This window comes from Streptomyces sp. GL_148 (assembly GCF_057834205.1).
In genome coordinates this window covers 1,535,043-1,553,526 of the sequence record NZ_CM174396.1, presented here as the reverse complement: position 1 = coordinate 1,553,526, position 18,484 = coordinate 1,535,043, and the positions used below count along the sequence as shown (strand labels likewise).

Annotated in this window: 18 protein-coding genes; 15 read left to right on the top strand and 3 right to left on the bottom strand. The window is 71.1% G+C overall.

The genetic code is table 11. The features are described from left to right. Positions 1–289 precede the first annotated feature (289 nt). On the top strand, positions 290–811 hold the full coding sequence (locus AC3IYI_RS07070) for an HNH endonuclease family protein (protein ID WP_489409379.1): 522 nt from the start codon (positions 290–292) through the stop codon (positions 809–811). Between the two features lie 11 nt (positions 812–822). Here the strand turns inward: AC3IYI_RS07070 and AC3IYI_RS07065 are convergent, their stop codons facing one another. After that, the gene (locus AC3IYI_RS07065; protein WP_489409378.1) at positions 823–1,713 is read right to left on the bottom strand and encodes a DUF2470 domain-containing protein; all 891 of its coding nucleotides are present in this window, start codon (positions 1,711–1,713) and stop codon (positions 823–825) included. A 55-nt stretch (positions 1,714–1,768) separates the two neighbouring features. On the opposite strand from AC3IYI_RS07065, the gene rpsD reads away from it, so the two are divergent. After that, the gene (gene rpsD, locus AC3IYI_RS07060; RefSeq protein ID WP_008740451.1) at positions 1,769–2,380 is read left to right on the top strand and encodes a 30S ribosomal protein S4; all 612 of its coding nucleotides are present in this window, start codon (positions 1,769–1,771) and stop codon (positions 2,378–2,380) included. Between the two features lie 37 nt (positions 2,381–2,417). On the opposite strand, the gene AC3IYI_RS07055 is transcribed toward rpsD, so the two are convergent. Beyond that, the gene (locus tag AC3IYI_RS07055; protein WP_489409377.1) at positions 2,418–4,685 is read right to left on the bottom strand and encodes an ATP-binding protein; all 2,268 of its coding nucleotides are present in this window, start codon (positions 4,683–4,685) and stop codon (positions 2,418–2,420) included. Positions 4,686–4,854: 169 nt separating this feature from the next. Here AC3IYI_RS07055 and AC3IYI_RS07050 point away from each other — a divergent pair, with 169 nt between their 5' ends. The 13 genes from AC3IYI_RS07050 (at position 4,855) to nusB (ending at position 17,629) form a co-directional block, all read left to right on the top strand. After that, a complete protein-coding gene (locus tag AC3IYI_RS07050; protein ID WP_489409376.1) occupies positions 4,855–5,295 on the top strand; it encodes a DUF948 domain-containing protein in 441 nt (146 codons plus the stop codon). An 8-nt stretch (positions 5,296–5,303) separates the two neighbouring features. Further along, entirely contained in the window at positions 5,304–5,639 is a 336-nt protein-coding gene (locus tag AC3IYI_RS07045; RefSeq protein ID WP_489409375.1) for a DUF6167 family protein, read from the top strand. Next, positions 5,639–8,308, top strand: coding sequence for an alanine--tRNA ligase (alaS, locus tag AC3IYI_RS07040; protein ID WP_489409374.1), 2,670 nt, complete (start codon positions 5,639–5,641; stop codon positions 8,306–8,308). Before AC3IYI_RS07045 ends, alaS begins: the two co-directional genes overlap by 1 nt. 2 nt (positions 8,309–8,310) lie before the next feature. Continuing rightward, a complete protein-coding gene (ruvX, locus tag AC3IYI_RS07035) occupies positions 8,311–8,781 on the top strand; it encodes a Holliday junction resolvase RuvX (RefSeq protein ID WP_243334308.1) in 471 nt (156 codons plus the stop codon). 127 nt (positions 8,782–8,908) lie between these two features. Beyond that, positions 8,909–10,678, top strand: a complete 1,770-nt coding sequence (gene mltG, locus AC3IYI_RS07030; RefSeq protein WP_489409373.1) for an endolytic transglycosylase MltG — start codon at positions 8,909–8,911, stop codon at positions 10,676–10,678. A 6-nt stretch (positions 10,679–10,684) separates the two neighbouring features. Continuing rightward, a complete protein-coding gene (locus AC3IYI_RS07025; protein ID WP_489409372.1) occupies positions 10,685–11,512 on the top strand; it encodes a shikimate dehydrogenase in 828 nt (275 codons plus the stop codon). Between the two features lie 178 nt (positions 11,513–11,690). Then, positions 11,691–12,875, top strand: a complete 1,185-nt coding sequence (gene aroC / locus AC3IYI_RS07020; protein WP_489409371.1) for a chorismate synthase — start codon at positions 11,691–11,693, stop codon at positions 12,873–12,875. 44 nt (positions 12,876–12,919) lie between these two features. Further along, positions 12,920–13,402 carry a shikimate kinase gene (locus tag AC3IYI_RS07015; protein ID WP_489411457.1) on the top strand — a complete coding sequence of 161 codons (483 nt, stop codon included), beginning with the start codon at positions 12,920–12,922 and terminating at the stop codon, positions 13,400–13,402. Then, positions 13,399–14,490: a 3-dehydroquinate synthase gene (gene aroB, locus AC3IYI_RS07010; protein WP_489409370.1), complete on the top strand. Its 1,092-nt coding sequence runs from the start codon at positions 13,399–13,401 to the stop codon at positions 14,488–14,490. The genes AC3IYI_RS07015 and aroB overlap by 4 nt, the downstream gene beginning before the upstream one ends. 94 nt (positions 14,491–14,584) lie before the next feature. Beyond that, positions 14,585–15,343, top strand: coding sequence for an AAA family ATPase (locus tag AC3IYI_RS07005; RefSeq protein ID WP_489409369.1), 759 nt, complete (start codon positions 14,585–14,587; stop codon positions 15,341–15,343). Between the two features lie 110 nt (positions 15,344–15,453). Beyond that, a complete protein-coding gene (locus tag AC3IYI_RS07000; RefSeq protein WP_489409368.1) occupies positions 15,454–16,563 on the top strand; it encodes a M24 family metallopeptidase in 1,110 nt (369 codons plus the stop codon). Between the two features lie 59 nt (positions 16,564–16,622). Next, complete coding sequence (efp, locus tag AC3IYI_RS06995) at positions 16,623–17,189, top strand: elongation factor P (RefSeq protein WP_243334327.1); 567 nt, start codon at positions 16,623–16,625, stop codon at positions 17,187–17,189. Between the two features lie 2 nt (positions 17,190–17,191). Beyond that, the gene (gene nusB, locus AC3IYI_RS06990; RefSeq protein WP_489409367.1) at positions 17,192–17,629 is read left to right on the top strand and encodes a transcription antitermination factor NusB; all 438 of its coding nucleotides are present in this window, start codon (positions 17,192–17,194) and stop codon (positions 17,627–17,629) included. Between the two features lie 168 nt (positions 17,630–17,797). Here nusB and bldD read toward each other — a convergent pair whose 3' ends face one another. Next, entirely contained in the window at positions 17,798–18,298 is a 501-nt protein-coding gene (gene bldD / locus AC3IYI_RS06985) for a transcriptional regulator BldD (protein WP_069929708.1), read from the bottom strand. Positions 18,299–18,484: the final 186 nt, after the last annotated feature.

Below are 18,484 nucleotides of genomic sequence, written 5' to 3'. Positions count from 1 at the left end.
GGGCGGAGCCCAGGGAAGGGTGGAAGGGCGGGTAGGGGACGGCCCCGCGCAGCGGCGTCGTGTCTTCCCCGCGGGGCGGGGAAGCCGGGCCTAGGCTCCGGAGCATGGGACGTCCCGCTCCGCTCATCGCTGTCGCAGCCGTGCTGCTGCTCAGTGGGTGTCACCACGGAGACGGCGAAAGGGCGCAGGCCAGCGCCCCCGCACTCGTCGCCCAGATCCCCCTCGCGAGCGCCGGGTTCCCGCCCGCCGCGGCAGCCGCCAAGACCGAGCTGGGCAGGCTCAGGGTCGAGTGGGGCAAGAACTGGGAGACGTACAAGCGCGAGAACTTCGGCAAGTACTGGTCCGACGAGCCGACGCCATCGGCGGCCGCAACGGCTGCGACACCCGCGACGACGTCCTGCGCAGGGACCTGCGGGAGCTGCGCGAGGGCGACAGGAACCCCTGCGTCGTGCTGTCCGGGGTGCTGAAGGACCCGTACACGGGGAAGGAGCTCCCCTATACGTACCGCCGCGCCTCGCAGATCCAGACCGACCACGTCGTTGCCCTCGGCGCCGCCTGGCGCGGGGGCGCGTACGCCTGGACCCCGCAGCGGCGCCTGGAGTACGCCAACGACCTGGACGTGCTGCTCGCCGTGGACAAGCAGACGAACTACGAGAAGAGCAGCAAGACCGCGGACAAGTGGAAGCCGCCCCAGAAGGGCTACTGGTGCGAGTACGCGCGGCGGTACACCGGGATCAAGGCGAAGTACGGGCTCTCCGTGACCCCGCCCGAGAAGCAGGCCCTGCAGGAGATGCTCGGCACCTGCCCGTAGCCCCTGGCCCCCTAGCCGGCGAACAGCGTGCTCATCGCCCGGCGCAGGCCGCAGACGTCCGTCACCGGCTCCGGGAAGTCGAAGCGGGCGTCGAAGGCGGTGGCGCCGCGGGTGAAGCGCACCCGCAGGCCCAGCCGGTCCAGCGCGAGGGGGACCGCCGTCAGGTCCGCGGTCTCCCGGGTGCCCAGCAGGGCGCACAGGTCACCCATCCGGTCTCCGTGCGAGGAGGCCAGGTGCTGGAGGAGCTCCGTCTCGTGGGCCACCATCGGGTCGGGCTCGGCCCCGGCCAGCAGCTCCGGATCCACGTGCTCGGCGCCCCACAGGTCGTCCACCGAGATCTCGCCGACCTCCAGGCGCAGCAGCATCCACGCGGGCCGGCCGGCGGGCGGGGCGTCGAGCGACTCGGTCAGGCCGAGGAGCTCTCCGACCGGATGCCGCTCGGCCAGCAGGGCCGCGCAGGCCGCCCGGTCGGCGGCCCCGCGCACCGGGGTGAGCCACCCGGCGAGCCAGGCGCGGCCTCGGATACGATGGGGCACGGACACCGGCGCCACATCCGTGATCTCGATCACGGCGGTGAGGTCGTCGTCCTGGGCGTGAGCGGCTGCCCTGGCAGCCGCGGATTCCCCTGATACCAGGAGAATCACGTCCCCGTCCGGGGTGACGGTCCTAGCGGCCGGCATCCCTGTCCCGAGCTCCTCCCGGTCATAAGCACCCGGGAGCGTGAGGGATACTGAGGCGTTGGACTCTACGAGGGTTCGTACGCGTTCGGCTCCGGTGAGCTGCCGAACGCCTTCCCTGGGACGCGGCTGACCTTGCTTATCGTCGCCGAAAGCAGATCCTGTTTCGTTTGGATCTGAACTTCGGTGCGCACTGGGCAGGGGGATCCCATGTGGTCGAGACATTACGTCCTCCTCGCTAAGGTAAGCCTCACCTAACTTACATGGAGGTAGGTTCCACGTGAACCAGAAGCGACCCAAGGTCAAGAAGTCGCGTGCCCTCGGCATTGCGCTGACCCCGAAGGCCGTCAAGTACTTCGAGGCCCGCCCCTACCCGCCGGGCGAGCACGGCCGTGGCCGCAAGCAGAACTCGGACTACAAGGTTCGTCTGCTGGAGAAGCAGCGTCTGCGCGCTCAGTACGACATCTCTGAGCGTCAGATGGCCCGCGCGTACGACCGCGCCAAGAAGGCCGAAGGCAAGACGGGCGAGGCGCTGGTCGTCGAGCTCGAGCGTCGCCTCGACGCCCTGGTCCTGCGTTCGGGCATCGCCCGCACCATCTACCAGGCTCGCCAGATGGTCGTTCACGGCCACATCGAGGTCAACGGCGACAAGGTCGACAAGCCGTCGTTCCGCGTCCGTCCGGACGACGTCATCACGGTGCGCGAGCGCAGCCGCGAGAAGGTTCCGTTCCAGGTTGCCCGTGAGGGTGGCTACGCAGGCGAGGGCGAGACCCCCCGTTACCTGCAGGTCAACCTGAAGGCCCTGGCCTTCCGCCTGGACCGCGACCCGAACCGCAAGGAAATCCCGGTCATCTGCGACGAGCAGCTCGTCGTCGAGTACTACGCCCGCTGATCAAGCTCCACCAGCGGACGTAGCCCTCACAGGCTGGTCAGCCCGCCGGTTCCCCCTCGGGGGAGCCGGCGGGTTTCCTGCTTTTCGCCCCCGGGTGCGCCATCGGCCGCTCCGCCCGCCCGTCCCCGCCGCGCGGCCTCGGCAGCGGCCCCGCGGGCACGGGCGCCGGCTCCGGGCCCCGCAGGGCCCGCTCCACCAGAACGTCCAGGGGCAGGGTCCGGCCGTGCCGGGCGCAGGAGTCGTACCGCTCGGCGCCCAGCAGCTCGCCCGCCCGCTCCTGGCACATCAGCCGCGGGGCGTTGAAGTACCCCGAGCCGAACAGCCGCATCCCCACCCCGTCCCACAGGGGCTCCGCCGCGCCCTGCAGGACGGCCGCCTCCGCCGGATGCCCCTCGGCCACCGTGACCAGCGCCAGCAGCTCCACCGCCAGCACCAGCCCCACCAGATCGCGGAACGTGTGGTTGATGGCCACGCACTCGGCCAGCAGCCGCCGCGCCTCGGCCGTGCCCCCGGCGTCCAGCGCCGCGTACGCCAGGACGTACAGGGCGTACGCCTTGGTCCAGCGTTCCCCGCGCTCCTCGCAGATGTCCCGGACCTCCCGGCACAAGGTGAGCGCGCCCGCCAGCTCCCCCTGGAAGGCCAGCGTCATCGCCAGCTCCACCTGGCACATCAGGACGTTGCTGTTGAGCTCCCCGGCCTCCCGGTAGCGCTCCAGCGCCGAGCCCAGCAGCTCGCCGGCGCGGGCCATGTCGTCCGAGATCAGTGCCAGGCAGCCCATCCGGTGCACGGCGTACGCCCCCGCCACCGGGTTCTCGCTCCGTGCGGCCCCGTCCCGGCACTCGTACAGCGCGCTCATCGAGGCCACCGAGTCGCCCTGCAGCGCCGCGACGTACCCGAGCACCCACAGCGCCTTCAGCCGGGAGCTCTCGTACTCCGCTCCCACGAGCCCCAGGTCGCCCTCCAGGGTCCGGTCCAGCCAGTGCCGGCCCTCGGTGAGCCGGCCGCAGCCCGCCCAGTAGAACCAGAGGGTGCCCGCCAGGTACTGGCCCAGGTGGATCTCCTCGGGCTCGTCCAGGCAGCACTCCAGCGCGAGCCGCAAGTTCGCCAGCTCCGCCTCCACCAGCGCGGCCACCTCTTCCTGGCGCGGGCTGAACCAGTCCAGCTCGCACCAGGTCGCCAGGCCCATGTACCAGTCCCGGTGCCGGCGCCGCAGCCGCCGGGCGTCGCCCAGCGACTCCAGCCAGCCCGCCCCGTAGATCCGTACGCTCTCCAGCATCCGGTAGCGGACCCCGGCCGCCGTCTCCTCCCGGACCAGCAGGGACTGCCCCAGCAGCTCCCCGACCAGGTCCAGCACCGAATCCACCGGCAGGTCCGGCCCCGCGCACACGTACTCGGCGGCGTCCAGGTCGAACTGCCCGGCGAACACCGAGAGCCGCGCCCACAGCAGCCGCTCCCCGGACGTGCACAGCTCGTGGCTCCAGCCGATCGCCGTGCGCAGCGCCCGGTGCCGGGGCAGCGCGCCGCGCGAGCCGCCCGTCAGCAGGGCGAAGCGGTCCTCCAGCCGGGACAGCACCTGCTCCGGCGACAGCGTGCGCAGCCGGCCCGCCGCCAGCTCCAGCGCCAGCGGCAGGCCGTCGAGGCGGGCGCACAGCTCGGCCAGCGCCGCCCGGTTGGCCTCCGTCAGGGCGAAGGCCGGAACGGCCGCCGAGGTCCGCTCGATCAGCAGGGCCAGGGCCTCCTCCGGACCCAGCGGGGCCAGCGGCCAGGACAGCTCGCCGTCGAGGGTCAGCGGGCGCCGGCCCGCGGCGAGCACGCGCAGGCCGGGGGAGCGGCGCAGGAGGTCCCGTACCAGGTCGGCGGTCTCGTCGACCAGTTGCTCGAAGCCGTCCAGGACCAGCAGCAGCCGCCGCTCGGCCAGGTGTTCGGCCAGTACCGTCCGGGGCGGACGGGTGGTGTGGTCGGTAAGCCCGAGCGCCTCGGCGAGCGTCAGCTCCAGCAGCGCCGGATCCCGTACGGAGGCCAGCTCGGCCAGCCACACACCGTCGCAGTAGCGTTCCTGCGCCGGATCGGCGGGGCAGCCCACCTCGGCGGCACGGGCGGGACCGGCCGCCGCGTCGGCGGCCGCCCTGGCCGCCGCTAGTACGAGGCGGGTCTTGCCCACGCCCCCCGCGCCGGTCACCGTGACCAGCCGCGAGGCGCCCAGGAGCCGCCGCAGCTCGGAAAGTTCCCCGCCCCGCCCGACAAAGCCGCTCAGGTCCGAGGGAAGATTGCCCGGCGTCCTTCGTGGAATGGGTCTTTGTCGCATGGGACACGGAGCGTACTGGTCCGCATGCGCTGCGTACAAGGCGGGTCGGTTCCGGGCGCCCGGCAGGCGCGGCGCCCCGGAATTCCGGTACTGCGGCGGATCTCCGGCGCGATAGGGTCGGAGGACGACTTTTTCGCTTGGTGATCAATCTGTAGAGAGCGGTGTGAACGTGTCCGGTGGAGAGGTGGCCGGGATCCTCGTGGCCGTCTTCTGGGCCATCCTGGTCTCCTTCCTCGCCGTGGTGCTGGTGAGGCTGGCCCAGGTGCTCAGGGCGACCACCAAGCTGGTGGCCGACGTGACCGAGCAGGCCGTCCCGCTGCTCGCGGACGCCTCCACCACCGTCCGCTCCGCCCGCACCCAGCTCGACCGGGTCGACGCCATCGCGAGCGACGTACAGGAAGTCACCTCCAACGCCTCCGCGCTGTCCTCCACCGTCGCGTCCACCTTCGGCGGCCCGCTCGTCAAGGTCGCGGCCTTCGGCTACGGCGTCCGCAAGGCGCTGGGCAAGGGCGGCGCGAACGCGCAGGACGCGCCGGGCAAGACCTCCCGACGGACCGTGATCGTCGGCCGTACGGTGCCGGCGGCCCGGCGCCGGAAGCAGAAGGGCTGAGATCTCCGATGTTCCGCCGAGCCTTCTGGTTCACCGCCGGCGCGGCCGCCGGCGTGTGGGCCACCACCAAGGTCAACCGGCAGCTCAAGAAGCTGACGCCGGAGAGCCTCGCCGCCCAGGCCGCCGACAAGGCGATCGAGGCGGGCCACCGCCTCAAGGACTTCGCCCTCGACGTCAAGTCGGGCATGTCGCAGCGCGAGGACGAACTGAACGACGCACTGGGACTCCACCAGGATCCCGACCTGCCCGGCAACGTCACCGCCCTTCCCGGGCCGCGGCGGCGCAGGGCCATCGAGCACGACCAGACCACACAGTTTTCGTACAACCGGAATGAGGACCACTGATGGAGTCGGCTGAAATCCGCCGCCGCTGGCTGAGCTTCTTCGAGGAGCGCGGTCACACCGTTGTCCCTTCGGCGTCGCTCATCGCGGACGACCCGACTCTGCTGCTGGTCAACGCGGGCATGGTGCCGTTCAAGCCGTACTTCCTCGGCGAGGTCAAGCCCCCGGCCCCCCGCGCCACCAGCGTGCAGAAGTGCGTCCGTACCCCGGACATCGAAGAGGTCGGCAAGACCACCCGCCACGGCACGTTCTTCCAGATGTGCGGCAACTTCTCCTTCGGGGACTACTTCAAGGAAGGCGCCATCAAGTACGCCTGGGAGCTGCTGACCAGCTCCGTGGCGGACGGCGGCTACGGCCTGGAGGCCGAGAAGCTCTGGATCACGGTCTACCTCGACGACGACGAGGCCGAGACGATCTGGCGTGACGTCATCGGCGTCCCCGCCGAGCGCATCCAGCGGCTGGGCAAGAAGGACAACTTCTGGTCCATGGGCGTCCCGGGTCCCTGCGGCCCGTGCTCGGAGATCAACTACGACCGCGGCCCCGAGTTCGGCGTCGAGGGCGGCCCCGCCGTCAACGACGAGCGCTACGTGGAGATCTGGAACCTGGTCTTCATGCAGTACGAGCGCGGCGCCGGCGACGGGAAGGAAGACTTCCCGATCCTCGGCGACCTGCCGTCGAAGAACATCGACACCGGTCTCGGTCTTGAGCGTCTCGCCATGATCCTGCAGGGCGTGCAGAACATGTACGAGACCGACACCCTGCAGGTGGTGATGGACAAGGCCACCGAGCTGACCGGCGTGCGGTACGGCGCCGCGAAGGACACCGACGTCTCGATGCGCGTGGTCGCCGACCACATCCGCACGTCCGTCATGCTCATCGGTGACGGTGTCACCCCCGGCAACGAGGGCCGCGGCTACGTGCTGCGCCGCATCATGCGCCGTGCCATCCGCAACATGCGCCTCATGGGCGCCACGGGTCCGGTCGTGCAGGAGCTCGTCGATGTCGTGATCAACACGATGGGGCAGCAGTACCCGGAGCTGGTCACCGACCGCAAGCGCATCGAGACGGTCGCGCTCGCCGAAGAGGCCGCCTTCGTGAAGGCCCTGCGCGGCGGCACGAACATCCTCGACACCGCCATCACCGAGACCAAGGCCACCGGTGGCACGGTCCTGGCCGGCGACAAGGCGTTCCTGCTCCACGACACCTGGGGCTTCCCGATCGACCTGACCCTGGAGATGGCCGCCGAACAGGGCCTCTCCGTGGACCAGGACGGCTTCCGCCGCCTGATGCAGGAGCAGCGCGACACGGCCAAGGCCGACGCCAAGGCGAAGAAGACCGGCCACGCGGACATGTCCGCCTACCGGGAGATCGCCGACGGCTCCGGCGCCACCGAGTTCACCGGCTACGCCACCAACCAGGGCGAGTCCACCATCGTCGGCCTCCTGGTCAACGGCGTCTCCGCGCCCGCCGCCTCCGAGGGCGACGAGGTCGAGGTCGTCCTGGACCGCACCCCCTTCTACGCCGAGGGCGGCGGCCAGCTCGCCGACCAGGGCCGCATCAAGCTCGACTCGGGCGCCGTCATCGTCGTCCGCGACGTGCAGCAGCCGGTCCCGGGCGTCTCCGTGCACAAGGGCTCCGTCCAGGTCGGCGAGGTGACGGTGGGCGCCTCCGCGTACGCCGCCATCGACATCCAGCGCCGCCGGGCCATCGCCCGCGCCCACTCGGCCACGCACCTGACGCACCAGGCCCTGCGCGACGCGCTCGGCCCGACGGCCGCCCAGGCCGGTTCCGAGAACTCGCCCGGCCGCTTCCGCTTCGACTTCGGCTCGCCGAACGCCGTGCCCGGCTCGGTGCTCACCGACGTCGAGCACAAGATCAACGACGTGCTCTCCCGCGAGCTCGACGTCACCGCCGAGATCATGAGCATCGACGAGGCGAAGAAGCAGGGCGCCATCGCCGAGTTCGGCGAGAAGTACGGCGAGCGCGTGCGCGTCGTGACCATCGGCGACTTCTCCAAGGAGCTGTGCGGCGGCACGCACGTCGGCAACACCAGCCAGCTCGGTCTGGTGAAGCTGCTCGGCGAGTCCTCCATCGGCTCCGGCGTGCGCCGCGTCGAGGCTCTGGTCGGCGTGGACGCGTACAACTTCCTCGCCAGGGAGCACACGGTCGTCGCCCAGCTCCAGGAGCTGGTCAAGGGCCGTCCGGAGGAGCTGCCGGAGAAGATCGCCTCCATGCTCGGCAAGCTGAAGGACGCCGAGAAGGAGATCGAGAAGTTCCGCGCGGAGAAGGTCCTGCAGGCCGCCGCCGGTCTCGCCCAGAACGCCCAGGACATCCACGGCGTCGCCCTCGTCGTGGGCACCGTCCCGGACGGCACCGGCGCCGACGACCTGCGCAAGCTGGTCCTCGACGTCCGCGGCCGCATCCAGGGGGACCGCCCGGCCGTCGTGGCCCTGTTCACCACGGCGAACGACCGTCCGCTGACCGTCATCGCCACCAACGAGGCCGCCCGCGAGCGCGGTCTCAAGGCCGGCGACCTGGTCCGTACGGCCGCCAAGACCCTCGGCGGTGGCGGTGGCGGCAAGCCGGACGTGGCCCAGGGCGGTGGCCAGAACCCGGCCGCCATCCCCGAGGCCATCGCCGCGGTCGAGCGCCTCGTCGTAGAGACGGCCTGAAGATGACACTGCGCCGCGGCCGCCGTCTGGCCATCGATGTCGGTGACGCCCGGATCGGGGTCGCCTCGTGCGACCCCGACGGGGTGCTGGCCACACCGGTGGAAACCGTTCCGGGCCGGGACATCCCCTTCGCCCACCGGCGGCTGCGGCAGCTCGTCGCGGAGTACGAGCCCATCGAGGTGGTGGTCGGTCTGCCCCGCTCGCTCAGCGGGCGGGAAGGGCCGGCCGCGGCCAAGTGCCGTGCCTTCGCCACGGAACTGGCGAAGGGCATCAAGCCCGTGACGGTGCGTCTGGTGGACGAGCGGATGACGACGGTCACCGCCGCCCAGGGCCTGCGGGCCTCCGGGAAGAACGCGAAGAAGAGCCGGTCGGTCATCGATCAGGCGGCCGCCGTGGTCATCCTGCAGAACGCTCTTGAGACCGAACGGGTATCAGGTAATCCTCCCGGTGAGTGCGTCGAAGTGGTTGTCTGATCGCGATACGGTAACGTTCCGCGCGATGTGACGGCATTCGAACAGCCGTCGCCCATCAGAAGAGGCGGCACCGTGTGCCGCGGCGGACGGAGCCGCGGCCAACGCCCTGCGGCGCGCTAGGGGATCGATGACTGAGTATGGCCGGGGCCCTGGTCCCGAACCGTGGCATCCCGAGGACCCGCAGTACGGGGACCAGGGGTGGAACGGGCACGAGGCCCAGCAGGGTCAGATGCCCTACGTCGGAGGCCCGCAGCAGTACCAGCAGGAGCCTCAGCCTCAGCAGGCCTACTACGCGCAGCAGCAGGGCCAGTACCCCCAGGCCCAGCAGATGCCGTACCAGCAGCAGCAGGTGCAGTATCCGCAGCATCCGCAGCAGCAGCATCCGCAGCAGCAGCAACATCCGCAGCACCAGTACCAGCAGCAGCACCAGCACCAGCAGGCGTACGGGGGCCAGGGCCAGGTCTGGGACACCGGTCAGGGCCAGGTCTGGGACACGGGCCAGGGTCAGTACGCCCCGGCCCCGCAGGCCGCCGACCCGTACGCGGGGGCGGATCCGTACGCGCAGCAGCAGGCGAGCGGCTACCCCGGCGAGACCCCCGACCTCTACGGCACGCCGGAGGCCTTTCCGCCGCCGCGGCCGCCGAGCATGAGGCACCTGCAGACCGAGGAGCTGCCCTGGCAGGAGGAAGAGGACGCCGCGGCCGACTCCTTCCTCGCGGGCGGCGGCAGCAGCGGTGACGACGGCGACGACGGTGACGGCGACGACGGCGGGCGCGGCGGCCGCCGGTCGGGCCGCTCCGGCGGCAAACCGAAGAAGCGCAGCGGCATGGCCTGCCTCATCGCGGCCGTGGTCATCGTCGGCGTGGTCGGCGGTGGCGGCTACTACGGCTACAACTACCTCAAGGACAAGTTCTCCGCAGCCGAGGACTTCGCGGGCGACGGCAGCGACGAGACCGTCGACGTGGAGATCCCCAAGGGCGCGAGCCTGGGCCAGATGGGCCGCATCCTGAAGGCGGCGGGCGTGGTCGCGAGCGCCCAGGCCTTCGTGGAAGCCGCGAGCAGCGCCAACGGCAGGTCGATCCAGCCCGGCATCTACCCGCTCAAGAAGAAGATGTCCGCCGCGGCCGCCGTCGAGGTCATGACCGACCCCTCCAAGCTGCACGTCCTCACCATCGCCGAGGGCATGCGGAACAGCACGGTCTACGACGCGATCGACAGGAAGCTCCAGAAGCCGGCCGGCACCACCAAGGACATCGCCTTCAAGCAGGCCAAGACCCTTGGCCTGCCGGCCTGGGCGAACAACGACAAGAACATCATGGATCCCCTCGAGGGCTTCCTGTACCCGATGCGCTACGACCTGACCAAGGACAGCACTCCCGAGTCCCTGCTCAAGCAGATGGTCAAGAACGCGACCGACAAGTACGCGGAGCTCGGGGTCGAGGGCAAGGCCAAGGAGCTGGGCCTGGACAACCCGCTCCAGGTGATCACGGTCGCCAGCCTCGTCAACGCCGAGGGCAAGAACCACGACGACTTCCGGAAGATGTCCGAAGTGGTTTACAACCGCCTGAAGAAGACCAACGACGTCACGAACCGGAAGATCGAGTTCGACTCGACGTACAACTACGTCAAGGGCACGAGCGAGATCAACTTCAACGCCGCGGAAGCCAAGGCCTTCGTCCACCCCTACAACACGCACAACGTGGCGGGACTACCCCCCGGCCCGATCGGGAACCCGGGTCTGGACGCGGTGACCGCTACGCTCAGCCCGGACCACGGTGGCTGGATGTTCTTCGTGTCGGTCGACGGCGACAAGACGACCTTCACCAAGACGTTCGACGAGCACCTCAAGCTCGTGGCCGAGTTCCAGGAACGGCAGAAGCAGAAGAACGGCGGGTAGCAGGACATGTCACGGATACGGGCCGCGGTGCTGGGTTCGCCCATCGAGCACTCCCTCTCGCCGGTGCTGCACCGCGCCGCGTACCAGGAGCTCGGCCTCGGAGACCGGTCGTACGACCGGTTCGAGATCGACGAGGCCGCGCTCCCCGGTTTCATCGCGCAGCTCGGCCCCGAGTGGGCCGGGCTGTCGCTGACCATGCCGCTCAAGCGGGCGGTCATCCCGCTGCTCGACGAGATCAGCGACACGGCCGCCTCCGTGGAGACGGTCAACACCGTCGTCTTCACCGAGGACGGCCGCAAGGTCGGCGACAACACCGACATCCCCGGCCTGCTCGCGGCGCTGAGCGAGCAGGGCGTCGGGAAGGTGGAGTCCGCAGCCGTCCTCGGCGCGGGCGCCACCGCCTCCTCGGCGCTCGCCGCGCTGGCCCGGATCTGCACCGGCGAGGTGACCGCGTACGTACGCTCCGAGGCCCGGGCCGCGGAGATGCGCGCGTGGGGCGAGCGGCTCGGCGTGGACGTCCGTACGGCCGACTGGTCGCGGGCGGCCGAGGCGCTGGCCGCGCCGCTGGTCATCGCCACCACCCCGGCCGGTGCCACGGACGAGCTGGCCGCCTCCGTGCCCGCCGCTCCGGGCACCCTCTTCGACGTCCTGTACGACCCTTGGCCCACGCCCCTGGCGGCGGCCTGGACGCACGGCGGCGGAAAGCTCCTCGGCGGCCTCGACCTCCTGGTCCACCAGGCGGTCCTCCAGGTCGAGCTGATGACCGGCTGCCCCACCGCTCCGCTCGGGGCCATGCGCGCTGCGGGCGAGGCGGCGCTGCGGGCCCGCCACTGAGCCGGAGCCGAGCCGTTTCTAGATCCACATGTCGCCCCGGGCAGAGGTGCGCCGCCGTCCGATAGCTGGACCGGAGGCGGTGTACCGGCCCGGACATGGGAGGATCGGGTGAAGGCGGGTCAGGGCCGCGCACCCGATCGCGCCATCGATGGATCAGGCGCGAGCACGAGGAGCATCGTTGAGCAGGTTGCGTTGGCTGACGGCCGGGGAATCGCACGGACCGGCGCTGGTAGCGACGCTGGAGGGGCTTCCCGCCGGCGTTCCGGTCACCACCGCACTGGTGGCCGACCACCTCGCCCGGCGCCGGCTCGGCTACGGCCGCGGTGCCCGGATGAAGTTCGAGCAGGACGAGGTGACACTTCTCGGCGGTGTTCGCCACGGACTTTCCCTCGGCTCCCCGGTCGCCGTGATGGTGGGCAACAGCGAGTGGCCCAAGTGGGAGACCGTCATGTCGGCCGACCCGGTCGACCCCTCGCTGCTCAAGGACACCGGCCGCAACGCGCCGCTGACCCGGCCCCGCCCCGGCCACGCCGACCTGGCCGGCATGCAGAAGTACGGCTTCGACGAGGCCCGGCCGATCCTGGAGCGCGCCAGCGCCCGTGAGACCGCCGCCCGCGTGGCCCTCGGTGCCATCGCCCGGTCCTTCATCAAGGAGGTCGCCGGCATCGAGATCGTCTCCCACGTCGTGGAGCTGGCGGCCGCCAAGGCCCCGTACGGCGTCTACCCGACCCCCGCCGACGTCGAGAAGCTCGACGCCGACCCGGTGCGCTGCCTCGACGCCGACGCGTCGAAGGCGATGGTCGCGGAGATCGACCAGGCCCACAAGGACGGCGACACCCTCGGCGGCGTCGTCGAGGTCCTCGCCTACGGCGTGCCCGTCGGCCTCGGCTCGCACGTGCACTGGGACCGTCGCCTCGACGCGCGCCTCGCGGCCGCGCTCATGGGCATCCAGGCCATCAAGGGCGTCGAGGTCGGCGACGGCTTCGACCTCGCCCGCGTGCCCGGCTCGCAGGCCCACGACGAGATCGTCTCCACCCCCGAGGGCATCCGGCGCACCTCCGGCCGCTCCGGCGGCACCGAGGGCGGTCTGACCACCGGCGAACTGCTGCGCGTGCGCGCCGCGATGAAGCCCATCGCGACCGTGCCGAAGGCCCTCGCCACCGTGGACGTCGCCACCGGCGAAGCCACCGTCGCGCACCACCAGCGCTCCGACGTCTGTGCGGTGCCCGCCGCGGGCATCGTCGCCGAGGCCATGGTCGCGCTGGTGCTGGCCGACGCCGTCGTGGAGAAGTTCGGCGGCGACTCCGTCCCCGAGACCCGCCGCAACGTCCGGTCGTACCTCGACAACCTGCAGATCCGGTGACCGGCGGCAGCGCGACCGGACCCCTGGTGGTCCTCGTCGGCCCCATGGGGTCCGGCAAGTCCACCGTCGGCGAGCTGATCGCCCAACGGCTCGGCGTCTCCTACCGGGACACCGACGCCGACATCGTCGCGGCCCAGGGCCGGGAGATCTCAGACATCTTCGTGGACGAGGGCGAACCGTACTTCCGCGAGCTGGAGCGGGCCGCGGTCGCCGCGGCCCTCGCCGGCCACGAGGGCGTCCTCGCCCTCGGCGGCGGCGCCGTCCTCGACGAGAAGACGCGCGAGCTGCTGACCGGGCTGCCCGTCGCCTACCTCTCGATGGACGTCGAGGAAGCGGTCAAGCGCGTGGGCCTCGGCGCCGCGCGCCCGCTGCTCGCCGTCAACCCGCGCCGCCAGTGGCGCGAGCTGATGGACGCCCGGCGCCCCCTGTACACCGAAGTCGCGCGCGTCGTGGTGGCCACCGACGAGCGCACGCCCGAAGAGGTCGCCCAGGCGGTCCTCGACGCTCTGGAGTTGAAGAACGCATGACGGACAAGGTGACGCGGATCAAGGTCGGCGCGAGCGCCGGGCACGACGCGTACGAGGTGCTGGTCGGCCGGCAGCTGCTCGGCGAGCTCGGCTCCCTGATCGGTACGAAGGCCCAGCGGGTCGCCGTCATCCACCCCGAGGCCCTCGCCTCGACCGGTGAGGCCCTGCGGGACGACCTTGCCGCGCAGGGGTACGAGGCCGTCGCCATCCAGGTGCCGAACGCCGAAGAGGCCAAGACGGCCGAGGTGGCGGCGTACTGCTGGAAGGCGCTGGGCCAGTCCGGCTTCACCCGCAGCGACGCCATCGTCGGCGTCGGCGGGGGATCCACCACCGACCTCGCGGGCTTCGTCGCGGCCTCCTGGCTGCGCGGGGTGCGCTGGATCGCCGTCCCGACCACCATCCTGGCGATGGTGGACGCGGCAGTCGGCGGCAAGACCGGCATCAACACCGCCGAGGGCAAGAACCTCGTCGGCGCCTTCCACCCGCCGGCCGGCGTGCTCTGCGACCTGGCGGCGCTGGAATCGCTGCCGGTCAACGACTACGTCAGCGGTCTCGCCGAGATCATCAAGGCCGGATTCATCTCCGACCCGGTGATCCTCGACCTGATCGAGGCGGACCCCGAGGCGGCGCGCACGCCCGCCGGCCCGCACACGGCCGAGCTGATCTGCCGCTCCATCCAGGTCAAGGCCGACGTGGTCTCCAGCGACCTCAAGGAGTCGGGCCTGCGGGAGATCCTCAACTACGGGCACACCCTCGCGCATGCCATCGAGAAGAACGAGCGCTACAAGTGGCGCCACGGCGCGGCCGTCTCGGTCGGCATGGTCTTCGCCGCAGAGCTCGGCCGGCTCGCGGGCCGGCTCGACGACGCGACGGCCGACCGGCACAAGGCCGTCCTCGCCTCCGTGGGGCTGCCGCTGACCTACCGCGGCGACCAGTGGCCCAAGCTGCTGGAGACCATGAAGCTCGACAAGAAGTCCCGGGGCGACCTGCTGCGCTTCATCGTCCTGGACGGGCTGGCGAAGCCGACCGTCCTGGAGGGTCCCGACCCGGCCGTCCTCGTGGCAGCCTTCGGCGAGGTCACGGCCTGAGCAGTGCATCTCGCGACCGCGTGACCCGGTGAGCCTCCGGGGTCATATAACGTTCTCGTATCAGTCGTGGTGGAACGAGACGGAGTGGCAGCGGATGCAGCAGGGAGTGGGAGGCGGGGGCTGGGAGCCGCCGGGGAGTCAGCACCCGGCGGCGCCCCCGCAGCCGCCGGTAGCGCCGGTGGCGGGCTGGCCCATGCCTCCCGTGCCCTCCGGGCACGCCCCGCCCCTGGCCATGCCGGGGCCCCCGGACGGGTTCACCGGGCACGTCCCGCTGCCGCCCGCCGCTCCCGGCACCGGCGGCGCCACCCTCGCGGTCCTGCTGATCGGCCCCGCGGGCGCCGGCAAGACCACGGTGGCCCGCCACTGGGCCGGCACCCGGCCCGTCCCCACCGCGCACATCAGCCTGGACGACGTACGCGAATGGGTCTGCTCGGGCTTCGCGGACCCGCAGGCCGGCTGGAACGACCACTCCGAGGCGCAGTACCGCCTCGCCCGCCGCACCTGCGGGTTCGCCGCCCGGAACTTCCTGGCCAACGGAATCTCCTGCATCCTCGACGACGCCGTGTTCCCGGACCGGCCGGTGGTGGGCCTCGGCGGCTGGAAGCGCCATGTCGGGCCCGCGCTGCTGCCGGTCGTCCTGCTGCCCGGCCTGGAGATCGTCCTGGAGCGCAACGCCGCCCGCTCCGGGAACAGGCGGCTCTCCGACGAGGAGGTCGCGCGGATCCACGGCCGGATGGCCGGCTGGTACGGATCCGGGCTGCCGATCATCGACAACTCCCACCTGGACGTCGAGGGCACCGCCCGCGCCCTGGACGAGACCCTGGCCCGCGTCATCTCCCAGCCGGTCTACTGAACAGCCGGCCTGCTTCAACCCCCGCCCGCGGCGCCCGCCGGGCCGGGCCCGGCCCCCGTACGGCTGCGCTCACCAGGCCGGATGCGCGCCGCGCTCGTAGGCTCGGAAACATGTCAGACGTGTACGCGGCCCGCCGGGGCCTGCTTCGCGACCGCTGTGCGGCCGCCGGAAACGCCGCCGCACTCATCACGCGTCCGGCGAACGTCCGCTACCTCTCCGGGGCGTCGCCGCTGGGCGCGGTCCTGCTGCTCGGCCCGGGCGGTGCGGACATGCTGTTCTGCGCCGACCAGCCCACGGGGGAGGCCGACGAGGGACGGCTCGACGAGAACCTACGGCTCTCCGTGCTGGCCGGCCCCGGAGCGGATCCCGCCGTCGCGGCGGCCGACGCGGCCTCCGCGGCCCGCGCCGAATCCCTCGCCGTCGAGGAACACCACCTCACCGTCGGCAGGCACCGTGCCCTCGGCTCGGTGGCGCCCGGGCTGCGCCTGGCCGATCTGGGGACCGCGGTGGAACAGCAGCGCCTCGTCAAGGACGAGGAGGAGATCGCCTGCCTGCGGATCGCCGCCGAGATCGCCGACCAGGCCCTCGGAGAGCTGCTGGAATCGATCCTGGTGGGCCGCACCGAACGGCACCTCGCGCTGGAGCTGGAACGCCGGCTCGTGGACCACGGGGCCGACGGCCCGGCCTTCCCGACCTCCGTCGGCACCGGCCCGCACTCCGGCCGCTCCCGGCACCGGCCCTCCGACCGGCGGGTCGAGGAGGGTGATTTCCTGTCCGTCTGCCTCGGAGCGAACTACCGGGGCTACCGCTGCGAGATCGGTCGTACCTTCGTGATCGGCACGACCCCCGCCGACTGGCAGATCGAGCTGTACGAGCTCGTCTTCGCCGCCCAGCGGGCGGGCCGGGAGGCCCTGCGGCCCGGGGCCGCGTACCGCGATGTGGATCACGCGGCCCGCTCCGTACTCGACTCCGCAGGTCATGGCGAGGCCCTCGCGGCGTGGACCGGACACGGTGTCGGTCTCGAAATCGACGAGGACCCGCAGCTTGCACCTACCGCCATGGGTAAACTGGACGCTTGCGTGCCGGTCACCGTCGAACCGGGGGTTCACCTCCCTGGCCGGGGTGGTGTCCGGATCGATGACACGCTCGTCGTACGCCCCGAGGCGGACGGCGGTCCCGAGCTACTCACCATTACGACCAAGGAGCTGCTCGCGCTCTAGCCCGCGTCGCCGGGCTGGGCGCGCACCCGTGGTCTTCCAGTGCAGGAGATTCCCACACCGTGGCTTCCACGAACGACCTCAAGAACGGCATGGTGCTGAAGCTCGACGGGGGCCAGCTCTGGTCCGTCGTCGAGTTCCAGCACGTCAAGCCCGGCAAGGGCCCGGCCTTCGTGCGCACCAAGCTGAAGAGCGTCATGTCCGGCAAGGTCGTCGACAAGACGTTCAACGCCGGCACCAAGGTCGAGACGGCCACCATCGACCGCCGCGACATGCAGTTCTCCTACATGGACGGCGAGTACTTCGTCTTCATGGACATGGAGGACTTCGACCAGCTGATGGTCGACAAGAAGGCCGTCGGCGATGCCGCCAACTTCCTGATCGAGGGCTTCACCGCCTCTGTGGCCCGCCACGAGGGCGAGGTGCTCTACGTCGAGCTCCCGGCCGCCGTCGAGCTGACGATCGAGCACACCGACCCGGGCGTCCAGGGCGACCGCTCCACCGGTGGCACCAAGCCGGCGACGCTGGAGACGGGCCACGAGATCCAGGTCCCGCTCTTCATCAACACCGGCGAGAAGATCAAGGTCGACACCCGCACCAGCGACTACCTCGGCCGGGTGAACAGCTAACCGTGGCTGCCCGGAGCAACGCGCGCAAGCGCGCTTTCCAGATCCTGTTCGAGGCCGACCAGCGCGGGGTCTCCGTGCGCGAGGTCCTCGCGGACTGGGTCCGCCACTCGCGGTCGGACACCGACCGCCAGCCCGCGGTGAACGAGTTCACCATGGAACTCGTCGAGGGGTACGCCGACAAGGTGGACCGCATCGACGATCTGATCGCCACCTACGCCGTGGACTGGGACCTCGACCGCATGCCGGTCGTCGACCGGAACATCGTGCGTCTCGGTGCCTACGAGCTGATCTGGTTCGACGGAACCCCGGACGCCGTGGCCATCGACGAGGCCGTCCAGCTGGCCAAGGAGTTCTCCACGGACGAGTCGCCCTCGTTCGTGAACGGACTGCTCGGCCGCTTCAAGGACCTCAAGCCGAAGCTGCGCCGCAGCGAGAGCTGACCGGCGCCGCCGGTACGGCGTGAACGGAGGGCCCGCAGCGCACACGCGCTGCGGGCCCTCCGTCGTATGCCCGGCGGCCCCGGCGCGGGCATGAGAAAACCGGTGGGTGCCGGGAGCCTGTCGGCTCCCGGCACCCACCGGTAAACGTTTCTGCTGAGGCTTGGGGGACTAGATGTCCTCGTGTGCCACCGCGCGACGCGCGTCCGCGTCCAGAACGCCCCAGCTGATGAGCTGCTCGGTCAGGACCGAGGGCGACTGGTCGTAGATGACGGCGAGGGTGCGCAGGTCGTCCTGGCGGATCGACAGCACCTTGCCGTTGTAGTCGCCGCGCTGGCTCTGGATGGTCGCCGCGTAACGCTGCAGCGGACCGGCCTTCTCGGCCGGCACGTGGGCCAGGCGCTCCAGGTCCAGGCGCAGCTTCGGCGGCGGCTCGGCCGCTCCGCCGGGGGTCGTACCCGGCAGCAGTTCCTGCACCGGAACCCCGTAGAAGTCCGCCAGCTCGGCGAGACGCTGAACGGTCACGGCACGGTCTCCGCGCTCGTAAGAACCGACCACCACGGCCTTCCATCGGCCCTGGGACTTCTCCTCGACACCATGGAGGGAAAGGCCCTGCTGGGTGCGGATGGCGCGGAGCTTGGCCCCGAGCTGTTTGGCGTATTCGCTGGACATAACGCTCCCGGACGCTGTGACGACATGACCACGTGCGGCTCCGCCGCGCGGCTGGTAACTCACTGTGAGGTTACGCAGCGTTACTTGGATGCGTCAAGCCGAATGGTCTCCAACGCCCACGTAAGAGGGGTCCTGGTCTGCCCCGATGCCAGGTCGCGGCCATCCCCCTGGTACCGTGGAACGCGT

What these genes read in the sequence shown, in the direction of transcription:
- AC3IYI_RS07065 (WP_489409378.1), bottom strand. Translation starts at nt 1,713, where the DNA reads ATGTCTCGACCACATGGGATCCCCCTGCCCAGTGCGCACCGAAGTTCA.
- AC3IYI_RS07055 (WP_489409377.1), bottom strand. Translation starts at nt 4,685, where the DNA reads ATGCGACAAAGACCCATTCCACGAAGGACGCCGGGCAATCTTCCCTCG.
- AC3IYI_RS07000 (WP_489409368.1), top strand. Translation starts at nt 15,454, where the DNA reads ATGTCAGACGTGTACGCGGCCCGCCGGGGCCTGCTTCGCGACCGCTGT.
- bldD (WP_069929708.1), bottom strand. Translation starts at nt 18,298, where the DNA reads ATGTCCAGCGAATACGCCAAACAGCTCGGGGCCAAGCTCCGCGCCATC.
- AC3IYI_RS07005 (WP_489409369.1), top strand. Translation starts at nt 14,585, where the DNA reads ATGCAGCAGGGAGTGGGAGGCGGGGGCTGGGAGCCGCCGGGGAGTCAG.
- AC3IYI_RS07025 (WP_489409372.1), top strand. Translation starts at nt 10,685, where the DNA reads ATGTCACGGATACGGGCCGCGGTGCTGGGTTCGCCCATCGAGCACTCC.
- aroB (WP_489409370.1), top strand. Translation starts at nt 13,399, where the DNA reads ATGACGGACAAGGTGACGCGGATCAAGGTCGGCGCGAGCGCCGGGCAC.
- alaS (WP_489409374.1), top strand. Translation starts at nt 5,639, where the DNA reads ATGGAGTCGGCTGAAATCCGCCGCCGCTGGCTGAGCTTCTTCGAGGAG.
- AC3IYI_RS07045 (WP_489409375.1), top strand. Translation starts at nt 5,304, where the DNA reads ATGTTCCGCCGAGCCTTCTGGTTCACCGCCGGCGCGGCCGCCGGCGTG.
- ruvX (WP_243334308.1), top strand. Translation starts at nt 8,311, where the DNA reads ATGACACTGCGCCGCGGCCGCCGTCTGGCCATCGATGTCGGTGACGCC.
- mltG (WP_489409373.1), top strand. Translation starts at nt 8,909, where the DNA reads ATGACTGAGTATGGCCGGGGCCCTGGTCCCGAACCGTGGCATCCCGAG.
- AC3IYI_RS07015 (WP_489411457.1), top strand. Translation starts at nt 12,920, where the DNA reads ATGGGGTCCGGCAAGTCCACCGTCGGCGAGCTGATCGCCCAACGGCTC.